Genomic DNA, 13,584 nt, shown 5'->3' on the forward strand with positions numbered 1-13,584 from the left:
TGCCGGCGAACCAGGCGACGCGGTGAATGGCACCGGCCATGCCGGTGTTCGCCGGCAAGGCCGGCTCCTACAGGCCTGCAACCCTCACGGCTTCTCAGCCTTCTCGCGCAACCCCTTGAGGGTATTGAACGGCGCATCCACCACGAACTTGTTGGCCACCATCGCCGGCACGCTACCACCCGGCTCGGTGTGCACCTGGTAGATCACCTCGGTGCTTTCACCCTTGGGTACCAGCTTCCAGAAGCCCTGCACCTGAGCCACACGCACGAAACCATCGGTCTCGGGCAGGTACTTTGGCTGCTCCTCAAGCTTGCGCGTCAGGCTGCCGTCAGCTTCCTGGACCGTGGTCACGTGCAGGATCGAGTCACGCGGCGTCACCGGCCATGGCGTGTTGAACTGGGTGTAGGTCCAGCTCTGGTCGCCTTCCTGCTTGAGCAGTTTCTGCGACTTGCACTCGTGAATCCAGGCACAGGCCCCCGCCACATCTTCCTGCAGCGCCCTGACCTTGGCCAACGGCGCCTTGATCACGGTCACGCCACGGTAGGCCTTGTACTTGGAGCCCGGCACTTCGCTCAGCGAGACCTTGATGCCCTCCTCGTCCTTGGCCACCTGCCAGTTCTCGGCCCAGGCGCTCGGCGCCAGCAGGACACCCATGCCACACAGCAGTACGATACGCTTGATCGATCTCATCATCTTTTTCCTTGTTGTCGAAGATCCAACCTGTCACGCCGCCGTCATTTGCTCCAGCCACCCGATGATGCGAATGGCGTCGTCACGATCATTGCCACAGATATCCACTTCCGCCTTGAAGCCACCGCACACCTTCGGCCGCTCGGGCCTGCCGAACAGTTCGCAGAGGTTTTCGACATTCAGGTGCAGGCAGCGCTCGCCCGCCGGCTTGCCCTGGGGCATGCCGGGGATCGGCGAACTGATGGACGGGGCGATGCAGCAGGCACCACAGCCCTCGCGGCATTTCATGACAACAGGACTCCCAGGAGCAAAACGGGACGAACGTCCCTGGATACTAACCGCTCAAACATACGTTTGAAATTGCCGAACGGATGAATTCACCCGTGACCCGGCAGTCAGTTGCGAAATTCGAAATCGATTGCGGCACCTTCCACGTCGTGGCGCGCGTCGTTGCGAAGCTGCAATTGCATTTCGTTGCTGATCAGCCGGCCATTGAGCTGGAACGGGCTGTCGTCGGACTCGGGCTTGGTCGGAAACATGGACGGCAGCAGCGCCTTGCGCGGCGGCGGCGGCACATCGCCGACATCGGGCTTGAGCTGACGAACCATGTCGACCGGCAGACTCAGGTCCAGCTTGGGCGCCGGCAGCGGCTTGGCGACAGCCTTGCTGACTGACTTGGGCTTCGCTTTGGGCTTTGGCTTCACGGCAGGCTTCGTGGCAGGCTTTGCCGGTTTGGCGACCTTGCCCGTCGCAGCCTGCGCCTTGGCCGCAGGCTCCGCAGCCTGGGCCATGCCCACTGACAACCAGGGCAATACGCAGCACAGGATGAGGGCAAACGGTCGAAGCGCTTTCATAGATACCGGGAACAGGCTGGAAAAGCGCGTATGCTCGCTGTTCCACGCGCGTCTGACAAGACTACAAAAGTGAGGCCGTCGATTCCCTGCACAATTGACTGGCCAGCAACCCTAGCGCAACCACCGCGCGCTCGGCCTCTTTGTTCCACGGGAAGCCGCAATTGAGACGAATACAGTGGTTGAACTGTTCGGTGTTGCTGAAGATCAGGCCCGGCGCAATGCTGATACCCTGCTCCAACGCTCGAACATGCAGTTCTTGCGTATTGACCCGCCCAGGCAAGCTGACCCAAAGAATGAAACCACCTGTTGGTCGCGTCATCTGCGTACCTTCCGGGAAGTGCTGCTGCACGGCCAACTGGTAGGCACTGAGGTTCTTACGGTACTCCTGGCGGATAAACCGCAGATGGCGATCATAGCCACCGTTCTCCAGATAGGCCGCCACCCCCATCTGGGTCACGCTACAGGCTGAATGCGTGGTGAAAGTCTGCAATCGCTGAATTTCATCCTGGTATCGCCCGGCAATCATCCAGCCAACCCGCACGCCTGGTGAAAGCGTCTTGGAAAAGCTCGAACAATAGATCACCCGGTCCAGGCGATCGAACGCCTTGAGTGCCTTGGTCCGGCCTTGCTCGAACATCAGCTCGCCATAGATGTCGTCCTCGACGATCTGGATGTCGAAGTCCGAGGCCAGGCGCAACAGTTGCTTCTGCCGCTCCTCGGGCATGGTGCCGCCCAGCGGATTGCTGAGGCGCGCGGTCAGGACCAGCGCCTTGATCGACCACTGGTTGGCCGCCAACTGCAAAGCCTCGAGGCTGATGCCGGTGGAGGGGTCACTGGGAATCTCGATGACCTTCAAGCCCAGCAGGTCGGCAAGTTGCAGCAACCCATAGTAAGTCGGCGACTCGGCGGCGATCAGGTCTCCTGGCCGGGTCAGCACCCGCAACGACATTTGCAGGGCATCGACACAGCCGTGAGTGACCACCACCTCGCGCGGATCGACCAGCACGCCTGCGTCGCGCATGCGTATCGCGATCTGCCGACGCAGCGGTTCGAAGCCTGGGCTGAACATGTAGCTGAAGGCACGCGGGCTATGGAACCGGGTGACCTTGGCCAATTGCTGGTGCAAGGCGCGCACCGGCAGGTAGTCCACATGGGGAACTGCTGCGCCAAAGGGGAACACACCATCACGACGCGCCTCGACCAGCACCTGCTGGATGATGCTGGCCCGCGTGACCAACCCTGGGCGTTCGACCCGGGCGATATCCGGAGTCTGGGCGGTCAGCGCCGGGGTCTGGTGCACGTAGTAGCCCGACTGCGGCCGCGCCCGGATCAGCCCCTGGTCCTCGAGGTTGGCATAGGCCTGCAGCACGGTGGCATGGCTGACATTCAGCTGCGCGCTCATCTTGCGCACCGAGGGCACGCGCTCACCGGGCTGGTAGACACCGCGACGGATATCATCGGCCAGTTGCTGGGCAATGCGCTGGTACAGCAGCAGATTGGTCATGGCATGTTCTCGAAGCGCGGACGGGATCGTTGTTCTTGTGCGACTCACTGCGGAGCCAGAATACCGTAACAGTTGAGAAGTGTACTGGGACAGATCGGAGAATAGTCAACAATACAGTTGCGTGACAGTGAAAAAGTGAGCGACTACGTCGAAGCGCCGACGAACGCGCAAAATGGCTTTGGCTTTGGCTTTGGCTTTGGCTTTGGCTTTGGCTTTGGCTTTGGCTTTGGCTTTGGTGATCAGGAGGTTAGCCGCACCGTCAGCTAGCGACAGCTGCGCCCGCCCAGGCGCCGCCCGTAACTTCGCGATTTCAGGAGGCTGAGCGCAGGCGTCTGGAGGGCCAGGTGCGCAGCACCCTTCGGCGTTAGCCGAAGGCGCGAGATGTAGACTTGCGCAGCAAGTCGTAGGCCGCGCGGGCCTGGAAGGCGCCGGAGCGAAGGGACCCGGAGCGTAGCGGAGGGCCGTATGAATGGAGCGCATGTACGGGTCACCCACATGGGTTACACAAAAGTTCACTCACATAGGTGACAACACCTTGAGTGTTACATAACCATCAGTGGCATCCCGCACATCGACCCGGCCAAGAATGATGGGACCGAAAATAACATCCCAAACGCCATCCCCGACCTGCTCCAGGCCAATGGTCTGGTGCTTGAGCACATAACCTACGTAGATCCTCAAGCCACGGCGGTTGATGATGCCGCAGCTATCCGCTGGCAAGCTCTCGATATGGCTGGGATAGGTCATCTCGGGGAGTTTTTCAGGGAATGGGCGTGGCGAGGGTTGGTAGCAAGACGCCGGTGTTTTCTGCTTCAACGCTTCATGCAAGCGCTCGTGATTATAGTGCTGCCGAAAGCGATCAAAGTGCCATTGTTGAGCCTCCCAGGCCACTGCCGGCGGCGATGGCAGCGTGCTCTTGAGCGTTCGATGCATGCGTTCGTGGCGGCCATTTTGCTCAGGCCGACCAGGCGCAATGCGCTCGGGAATGATGCCTAGACGCAGCCACCAGATCGACAACTGGGAAAGTCCCGCACGCCCCTTGCTGGCAAACGGCACACCGTTATCGGTACGAATCCGCTCAGGCAGGCCATTCTCCCGGAACACTTGGGTGAAAACGGCCTGCGTTTCCAGAAGATTGGTGTTGGGCATGCTGTGGCAGGCGAGCAGGAAGCGACTGGCGTGATCCATGATCGTCAGCGGATAGCACCAGACGCCTGCACCTGTCAGAAATTGGCCTTTGTAGTCCGCACTGAACAGTTGGTTAGGCAACTCTGCCTTCTCCAGGGGCTTGGGATAGACCGCTACCCGCTGACGTAAGCGGCGTGGTTTGACCAACTCGGCCTTCTTGAGGATGTTGTAGATCGCTGTCTTCGAGGGCGGCGCCTGATCAGGGAAACGCTCCTGCAGCGCCGCCTGGATCTTTTTCGGACCCGGTTCCGTTTCGCCTCGACTGCGCAGTTCGATGATAGCTTCGCGAACTGCAGCGGGTACAACCCAGTCCTGGGTCAACCGGCGGCGGCTGCGTTCTTCCAGCCCCGAAGGCCCCTCTTTCTCATATCGCTCGACCCATTTGTAGCCGGTCTTTCGGCTGATCTCGTAGGCCTGGCACAGGGCACTGAAACTGGGTGCCCCCTGCAGGTAATCCGCGATGAAAAGCATTTTCAGGTCCATAGGTTTCAGCTCTCGCCAAGGCATGGTCAGATCCTCGAAAACCGACCCTGCCAGTTAAAGACTGTTACCTATGTGCATGAACTGATTTGTAACCCATGTGGGTGAGTCATACCCGCAGCGTTTTTTGGTTACTTTTTGTCGCGTTTGACAAAAAGTGACCCGCCGTAAGGGCGGAAAGGTGACTGCGAGTCGCTATAGCAAATGGATATGCACATGGCTGTAGAGACCTACTTGGTTTTGACTTTGACTTTGACTTTGAATTTGACTTTGACTTTGACTTTGACTTTGACTTTGACTTCCAGAGTATTGGCCTGAAGTCTGCGAGCATATCCATTGACGATAGAGACGCTGACTCACCTTTTCGCCTTTACGGCGACCTTCTTTTGCACGCGGGCAAAAGAAGGCAAAAACCGCTGGCTCCGTTCATACGGCCCCTACGCTTCGCTCCGGGGTTCCCTCACTCCGGCCTTGCTCCCGCGTGGACGCACTGAAGGGCCATCCATGGCCCATCAGTGCTCGACGGGCATCCATGCCCGTCGCCCCGCTACGCAAGTCCTACGTTCGGCCTCCTGAAGTCGCATTTGGCGGCGCCTGAACTATCGCGCACTTAGAAGCAAGATCAAGATCAAGATCAAGATCAAGATCAAGATCAAGATCAAGATCAAGATCAAGATCAAGATCAAGAAATCTAAAGTTACTTTTCAGACTGGTAGTTATCTATTGATTATTCCAGCCCATTCACGGGCAAACCCGTTCCCACAGGATGTGCGTAGTTTCTGTGGGAACGGGCTTGCCCGCAAATGAAAAGCCTGGACTCAACGCGCCGGAGCGAGCTTGCCCTTGTCATCGGAAAAGACGATCTCAACCCGACGGTTCTGCGCCCTGCCCCGCTCCGAGGCATTGGCCTCAACCGGATACTGGTCACCATACCCCTCAACCTGGATACGCTTCTCATCAACCCCCAGGTCGACCAGCATGTCAGCAACCGCCTGGGCACGATCACGGGACAGTTTAAGATTATCTTCCGGGTTGCCAGTGCTGTCGGTGTAACCCTCGATACGCACCACGCGACGCGGATTGAGTTGCAGGAACTGCACCAGCTTGAGTGCGGTACGGCTCGCCGAGTTCTTGAGGTCAGCCTCACCGGTGTCGAACAGCACATCACCCAGGGTCATCACCAACCCACGGTCAGTCTGCTCGGAAGCCAACGCAACAATCTGCGCCTCGACCCATTTACCCTGCTGCTGAACACTGGCGAGCTTGGCTTCACGCAACCCCAACTGCAGGCGCTGACGCTCAAGATCGAGCTTGGCCAGACGCTCCTGGTTCAGCGCCAGCTTGGCATGCTCACTGGCAATTTCGCTGTAGCGCTGGCTCAGATAGGCATAGTGACGCACGTCGCTGCCCGTGCCGATATAACCGGCCAGGCGCTCCGCACGCCCCAGCGACTCACCCGCGCGAATCACATCGCGCGGTGCGCTGCGCAGCACATTGGAATCGTCCTTGACCTTCTGGAACGCTGCGCTGGCGTCATCCAGCGCCGACTCGCTGCGCTGGCTGGCGCAGCCCTGCAATCCGACCAGCGCCAGCAAGGCCAGCGCAGCCATGGGCTTCAGGCAATTCATGGCTGCACCTCCAGTTGCTTGCGCAGACGCTTGATACGCGACTGCATCAACTGCAGCTGCTCCTCGCTCTTCTGGGTCAACACGCGCGCCTCGGCCAGGCGGGCATCGAGCTCGGCCTGCTCGGCGCGCATGCGCGCATCCCGGTAGCTCTCGGTGGTCATGTTGACCTTGGCGCGCGTCAGTTTGTCTTCGGCCAGCTTGTACTCCGGCACCTGCTCAGTGGCGCCGACTGCCTTGGCCTGCTCCAGCGCCTGCTCGGAAAGCCGCAGTTGCTCGTTGGGCGCCGGGTCGTTGGCGCAGCCGGCCAGGCCGAACACGACCAGGGCAAGAATAAGAGGTTGGATTCTCACGCAATCTTCCTACTGTTTAGGGTCGTCCAGCGGCGCCTGCATCTGCGCCTTCCAGCGCTCGACATTGCGCTGCAGCACGGCCTCGGTCGCCCCGGAGATCGGCAATTCTGTCAGTTTTTTTGCCAGTTGTCCGCGTAACCAGCTGTCGTTGCAAGCCGAGTTGTGCGACACCGCCAGGTAAAGGCCCGGGCGGTCCACCGGCAGCCCCCGGGCGACCAGGTCATTACCCACCCCCAGGCTCTGGGCCATGGCCATGCCGGAATACCGCCCCGCCAGCACATAGTCGACCTGGCCAAGCACCAGTTTCTGGAATGCCTGCGTGAGATTCTGCGCCGGCTCCAGCTTCAGTTGGGCCTTGGCGAACGCTTCGAATGCCGGCGTCAACCGAGCCTTTTCCGACAGACTTCCCTGGTAGCGGGCCAGATCCGCCGGCCCCTCGAACGCAAGCGTCGCGTCATGCCGGGTCCATACCAGGTACTCGTTGAGCTGCAGTGCCGGGTGGATATAGTCCAGTGCAGTCAGCTGGGCAACCTGCATGGGGGTGTCGAGCAACAGGTCCATGCGCCCACTGCGCACCTCCTCCAGCGCCTGGTCACGCCTTCCGGCATGCAGCACCTCCACCTTCACCCCCAACTCGCTCGCCGCCTGGCGCAGCAGGTCGACGTTGGCGCCAATCAGGTGCTTCGGATCGTTCGGGTCCTGCCAGGAATACGGCGGCGCATCCGGGCTGCCCGTGGCCACCAGCCGCTCGCATTTGCCCACCGCCCACACCGAGGTCGACAGCAGTGCCAGCGCACAGGCCAGCATCCCCTTGCTCGAGCGCAACGCCATGCAACACTCCTTGCATCCATAAAAAAAGCCCGGCCCTCAACAAGAGGGCCGGGCTTCTTTATAAGTGAAGCCGCCGGATCAGACCAGCTTTTCCAACTCCGGAACCGCTTCGAACAGGTCGGCGACCAGGCCGTAGTCGGCCACCTGGAAGATCGGCGCCTCCTCGTCCTTGTTGATCGCAACGATCACTTTCGAGTCCTTCATACCGGCCAGGTGCTGGATCGCGCCGGAGATACCGACGGCGATGTACAGCTGCGGCGCGACGATCTTGCCGGTCTGGCCGACCTGCATGTCGTTCGGCACGAAGCCTGCGTCGACTGCGGCGCGCGAGGCACCAACGGCGGCGCCGAGCTTGTCGGCCAGGGCGTACAGGTGCTTGAAGTTGTCACCGTTGCCCATGCCGCGACCGCCGGAAACGACGATCTTGGCGGCGGTCAGCTCAGGGCGGTCGGACTTGGCCAGCTCTTCGTTGACGAAGGCCGACTTGCCGGCATCGTGAGCAGCAGCGACCGCTTCGACGGCGGCCGAGCCACCTTCGGCGGCCACGGCGTCGAAGCCGGTGGTACGCACGGTGATGACCTTGACCGCGGCGCTCGATTGCACGGTGGCGATGGCGTTACCGGCGTAGATCGGGCGCTTGAAGGTGTCGGCGGATTCGACCGAGATGATCTCGGAAATCTGGTCGACGTCCAGCAGCGCGGCAACGCGCGGCAGGATGTTCTTGCCGTTGGTGGTGGCCGGAGCCAGCACGTGGCTGTAACCCTTGGCCAGCTCGGCTACCAGCGGCGCGACGTTTTCCGGCAGGGCGTGGGCGTAGGCAGCGTTGTCCGCGACCAGCACCTTGGCCACGCCAGCGATCTTGGCAGCGGATTCAGCGACGCCACCGACGTTCTGGCCAGCGACCAGCACGTGCACATCACCGCCAATCTTGGCGGCGGCAGCGACAGTGTTCAGGGTGGCCGGGGCTACGGCACCGTTTTCGTGTTCAGCGACAACCAGGATAGTCATTTAGATTACCTTCGCTTCGTTCTTCAGCTTCTCGACCAGTTCGGCCACCGACTTGACCTTGATACCGGCGCTGCGGGCAGCAGGCGCTTCGACCTTGAGGGTCTTGCTGGTGGAGGCGAGGGAAACGCCCAGCGCGTCTGGAGTAACGGTCTCCAGCGGCTTCTTCTTGGCCTTCATGATGTTCGGCAGCGACGCGTAGCGTGGCTCGTTCAGGCGCAGGTCGGTGGTGACGATGGCTGGCAGGTTCAGCGCAACGGTCTGCAGGCCGCCATCGATTTCACGGGTGACATTGACCTTGTCGCCGGCGACTTCGACCTTGGAGGCGAAGGTGCCTTGGGCGTAGCCGGTCAGCGCGGCCAGCATCTGGCCAGTCTGGTTGTTGTCGCTGTCGATGGCTTGCTTGCCGAGGATGACCAGCTGCGGCTGCTCTTTATCGACAACGGCTTTCAGGGCCTTGGCTACGGCCAGGGAGCTCAGCTCGTCGGCGGCTTCGACCAGGATGGCGCGGTCGGCGCCCAGGGCCAGGGCGGTACGCAGTTGTTCCTGCGCGGCGGTCGGGCCGATGCTGACGACGACGATTTCGCTCGCCACGCCCTTTTCTTTCAGGCGGACGGCTTCTTCCACGGCGATTTCGCAGAAGGGGTTCATGGACATCTTGACGTTTGCAAGGTCAACGCCGGAGTTGTCCGCCTTGACGCGAACCTTGACGTTGTAGTCGACCACTCGTTTGACAGCTACAAGAACCTTCATGGATTCCTCGTTACTCTCCGGTGAAAAGAAGATCGCCTGGGGGCTGCCCGGCGAATGCGCGTGGGTACAAGGGCACCTCTAAAAACGTTCCGGGGCGGGAAAATTTCAAGTGACCGATCAGTCCTGTCACGACCTTGGGTTCGAAAACCCTCGGGTCATTTCCTGTCGTGGCGTGTAGACTCCACTACAAAGCCTGATTCGGCCCGCAAACCCTGCTCCACGCCTGGTCTTTAGGGGTGCACCTGCGCCCGACGGTCAGCCTACGGCGAGCGTAAAAGCGCTCGTATCTTGACCGTAACACCCAATCCGGTCAATACGGCAAATTGGCCACCCTCCAGCCGCGTACCTTTGATTTTACTGGGCTCCGGCAAATTCAAACAAACGTTTGTATTGGACCCGCCAAGTGGTGTAGATATAATGCGCGGCCAAGACAAGACGGTGTAGTCCGTCATCCACGAAGCTACAGCAGCCGCACGCCGTGCATGACCGTCAAGCACCCATAAGACAAGCAACAGCGATGAGCCTTGAGTAGGAGAGAACCAGTGGAACGCGAATACATGGAATTCGACGTGGTCATCGTCGGCGCAGGCCCGGCGGGCCTGTCCGCCGCCTGCCGCCTGAAGCAGAAGGCCGCCGAAGCCGGTAGCGAGATCAGCGTCTGCGTGGTCGAGAAAGGCTCCGAAGTCGGCGCCCACATCCTCTCCGGCGCGGTGTTCGAGCCCCGCGCCCTGAACGAACTGTTCCCCGACTGGAAGGAGCTCGGCGCGCCGCTGAACACCGAAGTGAAACGCGACGACATCTATGTGCTCAAGGATGCCGGCAGCTCGACCAAGGTCCCGGACCTGTTCGTACCCAAGACCATGCACAACCAGGGCAACTACATCATCTCCCTGGGCAACCTGTGCCGCTGGCTGGCCCAGCAGGCCGAAAACCTCGGCGTGGAAATCTACCCGGGCTTTGCCGCGCAAGAAGCGCTGTTCGATGAAAACGGCGTGGTCCGTGGCATCGTCACCGGTGACCTGGGCGTCGACCGCGAAGGTCAGCCGAAGGATGGCCTGTACACCCCGGGCATGGAACTGCGTGCCAAGTACACCCTGTTCGCCGAAGGCTGCCGCGGCCATATCGGCAAGCAGCTGATCAAGCGCTTCGACCTGGACAACGAATCCGACGTCCAGCACTACGGCATCGGTCTCAAGGAAATCTGGGAAATCGACCCGGCCAAGCACGAGCAAGGCCTGGTGGTGCACACCGCCGGCTGGCCGCTGGACGTGATGAGCAAGGACAACACCGGTGGTTCGTTCCTCTATCACCTGGAGAACAACCAGGTGGTGGTCGGCCTGATCGTCGACCTCTCCTACGCCAACCCGTACCTGTCGCCATTCGACGAGTTCCAGCGCCTCAAGCACCACCCGGTGATGGCCCAGTACCTCGAAGGCGGCAAGCGCATCAGCTATGGCGCCCGCGCCATCTGCAAAGGCGGCCTGAACTCGCTGCCGAAGATGGTCTTCAATGGCGGCGCGCTGATCGGCTGCGACCTCGGCACCCTGAACTTCTCCAAGATCAAGGGCAGCCATACCGCGATGAAATCCGGCATGCTCGCCGCCGAGGCGGTGGCTGACGCATTGATCGCCGGCAGCGAAGGCGGTGACCAGCTCAACGGCTATGTCAGCGCCTTCAAGGCCAGCTGGCTGCATGAAGAGCTGTTCGCCAGCCGCAACTTCGGCCCGGCCCTGCACAAGTTCGGCCCGTTGCTCGGTGGCGCGTTCAACTACATCGACCAGAACTGGTTCGGCGGCAAGCTGCCGTTCACCCTGCACGACACCAAGCCGGACTACGCTTGCCTCAAACTCGCGGCCGACTCGCAGAAGATCGACTACCCGAAGCCGGACGGCAAGCTCAGCTTCGACAAGCTCAGCTCGGTATTCCTCTCCAGCACCAACCATGAAGAGGAACAACCCTGCCACCTGAAGCTAACCGACCCGAACATCCCGATCGCCAGCAACCTGCCGCTGTACGACGAGCCGGCGCAGCGCTACTGCCCGGCCGGCGTGTACGAAGTGGTCACCCAGGAAGACGGCAACAAGCGCTTCCAGATCAACGCGCAGAACTGCGTGCACTGCAAGACCTGCGACATCAAGGACCCGGCCCAGAATATCACCTGGGTCACCCCTGAAGGCGCCGGCGGGCCGAACTACCCGAACATGTAAGCCCTGCCCTGGCGGCAAGAAAAAGCCCCCTGGCCGTGAGGCCCGGGGGCTTTTTCATGATTGATGGCGTCAGGCAGTTCTGACTTCCTCGAACAACCCAGGATGGCGGTCGAGCAACTTGAACAGCTTGATCAGTGCCAGCGGCGGTTACGGCCTCATTTGTCACCACACATGATCGGCATCGACTCCGCACCGAACACCAACGGTTCCCGACGCCCGAAATACAGTGCCGTCAGCAGCCCCACCACGCCCATGGCCAGACAAAAACCGACACACACCCACGGGCTCCAAGGCATCAGCGCAATCAACGCCAGCGGCGTGGTGCTCGCCCACAGCGCGTAGGCGACGTTATAGGTGAAGGAAATCCCCGAAACCCTGATCTCGGCCGGGAACAAACCGACCATCACCGACGGCACCACCCCCACCACGCCACAGGACAATCCAGCCAGGGCATAGGCCAGCCAGGTAATGCCCCACTGCCCTACTAGGCTTGCATAGAGTGCACCAACACCCAACGGCAGCAGCAGGCTGTAGATCATCAGCGCGCGCCAGGCGCCGATACGATCGACCAGCAAACCGGCCAGCACGCAACCGATGTTGAGAAAGACGATGCCCACGCTGCTCAGGGCGAACGTGTGCCCAGCGCTCATGGCGAAACGCTGCTGCATCACCGTGGGCGTGATCACCACCAGCACCACCACCGCCGACGTCAGCACGCAGGTCAGCAGCGCAGCGGGAATCAACGAGCGGCGATGTTCGCCCAGCACCCTGCGCAATGGAAACGTCACCGGACGTTCCTGGCGCTCGCGCAACGCCAGGAACACCGGCGTCTCGCTGAGCCAGCGGCGCAGCCAGACACCGATCACACCGAACACGCCCCCCAGCAGGAACGGATAGCGCCAGGCGTAGTCGAGGATTTCCTGGGGCGTGTAGAGCTGCGCCAGCAGGGTCGCGGTCAGCGCCCCGAGCAGGTAGCCGAAGGTCAACCCGGCTTGCAGGAAGCCCAGCGCGTAGCCACGCCGCCCAGCCGGAGCGTGCTCGGCGACGAAGGTCCAGGCGCTGGGCACCTCCCCGCCCACGGCGGCGCCCTGGAGAATGCGCAGGGCCAGCAGGATCAGCGGCGCGGCGTAGCCGATGTCGGCGTAGGTCGGCATCACACCGATCAACAGGCAGGGCAGCGCCATCATCAGGATGCTCAGGCTGAACACCCGCTTGCGCCCCAGGTGGTCGGCGAAGTGGGCCATCAGGATCCCACCCAGCGGCCGCGCCAGGTACCCCGTGACGAAGATCCCGAAGCTCTGCAGCAGGCGCAGCCACTCCGGCATCTCGGGCGGGAAGAACAGCTGGCTGAGGGTCAGGGCGAAGAACACGAAGATGATGAAATCGTAGATTTCCAGGGCGCCGCCCAGCGCCGCCAGGCCCAAGGTCCGGTGGTCGCCGCGGCTGAACCGGGGCGCGCGGGCGGTATCGATGGCAGTCATGGCAGGTTCCGCAACTTGGCAAAAGGCCAGAGGATAGCAAATGCCGAGGGCGCGGGATTGCTGATGGGTTCAAGAAGAGCGGCTGAACACCGTCTGGGCGAAGTTCATCCGTCGCTTGGGGTAACCGTTGCCGCCGGCCAGGCTCGGCGGCAACGGTATTTCACCGACCTTCAGCGGCATGTCGATGATCGCCATGAACGTCTCCATGGCCTGGTTGTCGGGCACCCCGGGCAGACTGACGCTCACGGCCTGGCGCTCGCCCGCCGGCACGGCCGGGATCTTCAGCTTCAGGGAGTGGTAGAGCAAGGCATGCTGGATCTGCGCGCTGACCCGGCAAAAGCGCGCCAGGTCGACACCCGCATGGCTGGCCAGTTCGATGTTGCCAACCAGCAGATTGAAAGGCTGCAGGGCACTGTGCACCAGGCGCTGCAGGTCCTCGAAGCTCTCCACGGGGGCAATACGGTAGTAGCCCAGGCCATTGAGCAATTTTTCCAGCTGCAGGCGCTGGTCAGGGTGCTCATCCGCGATGAGGATGCGCAAGGTCTTGTTTGGCATCGTCCGGGCCCAGGCAGCAAGGTTATGAAAGTGGCTCCATGACCAAACTGCGCCCGTG

14 protein-coding genes are annotated in these 13,584 nt (G+C 61.5%); 2 read left to right on the plus strand and 12 right to left on the minus strand.

All coding sequences use genetic code 11. The annotated features are described in order from the left end of the window. Positions 1 to 84 precede the first annotated feature (84 nt). From PSEEN_RS16855 to PSEEN_RS16870, 4 genes are all read right to left on the minus strand, one after another. Complete coding sequence (locus tag PSEEN_RS16855) at positions 85 to 693, minus strand: START domain-containing protein (RefSeq protein ID WP_373694286.1); 609 nt, start codon at positions 691 to 693, stop codon at positions 85 to 87. 30 nt (positions 694 to 723) lie between these two features. Beyond that, positions 724 to 978, minus strand: a complete 255-nt coding sequence (locus PSEEN_RS16860; protein WP_011534758.1) for a zinc/iron-chelating domain-containing protein — start codon at positions 976 to 978, stop codon at positions 724 to 726. A 107-nt stretch (positions 979 to 1,085) separates the two neighbouring features. Continuing rightward, the gene (locus PSEEN_RS16865) at positions 1,086 to 1,544 is read right to left on the minus strand and encodes a hypothetical protein (RefSeq protein ID WP_011534759.1); all 459 of its coding nucleotides are present in this window, start codon (positions 1,542 to 1,544) and stop codon (positions 1,086 to 1,088) included. 61 nt (positions 1,545 to 1,605) lie between these two features. After that, a complete protein-coding gene (locus PSEEN_RS16870; protein WP_011534760.1) occupies positions 1,606 to 3,048 on the minus strand; it encodes an aminotransferase-like domain-containing protein in 1,443 nt (480 codons plus the stop codon). A gap of 135 nt (positions 3,049 to 3,183) precedes the next feature. Here PSEEN_RS16870 and PSEEN_RS27115 point away from each other — a divergent pair, with 135 nt between their 5' ends. Further along, the gene (locus tag PSEEN_RS27115) at positions 3,184 to 3,315 is read left to right on the plus strand and encodes a hypothetical protein (protein ID WP_269446430.1); all 132 of its coding nucleotides are present in this window, start codon (positions 3,184 to 3,186) and stop codon (positions 3,313 to 3,315) included. Between the two features lie 249 nt (positions 3,316 to 3,564). Here PSEEN_RS27115 and PSEEN_RS16875 read toward each other — a convergent pair whose 3' ends face one another. From PSEEN_RS16875 to PSEEN_RS16900, 6 genes are all read right to left on the minus strand, one after another. Further along, entirely contained in the window at positions 3,565 to 4,743 is a 1,179-nt protein-coding gene (locus PSEEN_RS16875) for an integrase core domain-containing protein (RefSeq protein WP_011532562.1), read from the minus strand. A 791-nt stretch (positions 4,744 to 5,534) separates the two neighbouring features. Next, positions 5,535 to 6,344, minus strand: a complete 810-nt coding sequence (locus tag PSEEN_RS16880) for an OmpA family protein (RefSeq protein WP_011534761.1) — start codon at positions 6,342 to 6,344, stop codon at positions 5,535 to 5,537. Further along, positions 6,341 to 6,694, minus strand: a complete 354-nt coding sequence (locus PSEEN_RS16885) for a DUF4398 domain-containing protein (RefSeq protein WP_011534762.1) — start codon at positions 6,692 to 6,694, stop codon at positions 6,341 to 6,343. The genes PSEEN_RS16880 and PSEEN_RS16885 overlap by 4 nt, the downstream gene beginning before the upstream one ends. A 9-nt stretch (positions 6,695 to 6,703) precedes the next feature. Continuing rightward, a complete protein-coding gene (locus PSEEN_RS16890) occupies positions 6,704 to 7,525 on the minus strand; it encodes a substrate-binding periplasmic protein (protein ID WP_011534763.1) in 822 nt (273 codons plus the stop codon). A 78-nt stretch (positions 7,526 to 7,603) separates the two neighbouring features. Then, positions 7,604 to 8,533, minus strand: a complete 930-nt coding sequence (locus tag PSEEN_RS16895; RefSeq protein WP_011534764.1) for an electron transfer flavoprotein subunit alpha/FixB family protein — start codon at positions 8,531 to 8,533, stop codon at positions 7,604 to 7,606. Beyond that, positions 8,534 to 9,283 (minus strand): electron transfer flavoprotein subunit beta/FixA family protein, encoded by a 750-nt coding sequence (locus PSEEN_RS16900; protein WP_011534765.1) that lies wholly within the window; start codon positions 9,281 to 9,283, stop codon positions 8,534 to 8,536. A gap of 542 nt (positions 9,284 to 9,825) precedes the next feature. On the opposite strand from PSEEN_RS16900, the gene PSEEN_RS16905 reads away from it, so the two are divergent. Next, positions 9,826 to 11,490 (plus strand): electron transfer flavoprotein-ubiquinone oxidoreductase, encoded by a 1,665-nt coding sequence (locus PSEEN_RS16905; RefSeq protein WP_044488267.1) that lies wholly within the window; start codon positions 9,826 to 9,828, stop codon positions 11,488 to 11,490. A gap of 155 nt (positions 11,491 to 11,645) precedes the next feature. Here the strand turns inward: PSEEN_RS16905 and PSEEN_RS16910 are convergent, their stop codons facing one another. Together PSEEN_RS16910 and PSEEN_RS16915 are read right to left on the minus strand one after the other, a co-directional pair. After that, complete coding sequence (locus PSEEN_RS16910) at positions 11,646 to 12,971, minus strand: MFS transporter (RefSeq protein ID WP_011534767.1); 1,326 nt, start codon at positions 12,969 to 12,971, stop codon at positions 11,646 to 11,648. 69 nt (positions 12,972 to 13,040) lie between these two features. After that, the gene (locus tag PSEEN_RS16915; protein ID WP_011534768.1) at positions 13,041 to 13,526 is read right to left on the minus strand and encodes a response regulator; all 486 of its coding nucleotides are present in this window, start codon (positions 13,524 to 13,526) and stop codon (positions 13,041 to 13,043) included. Between the last annotated feature and the right edge of the window lie 58 nt (positions 13,527 to 13,584).

The sequence above is a fragment of the Pseudomonas entomophila L48 genome (genome assembly GCF_000026105.1).
Lineage (GTDB): Bacteria > Pseudomonadota > Gammaproteobacteria > Pseudomonadales > Pseudomonadaceae > Aquipseudomonas > Aquipseudomonas entomophila.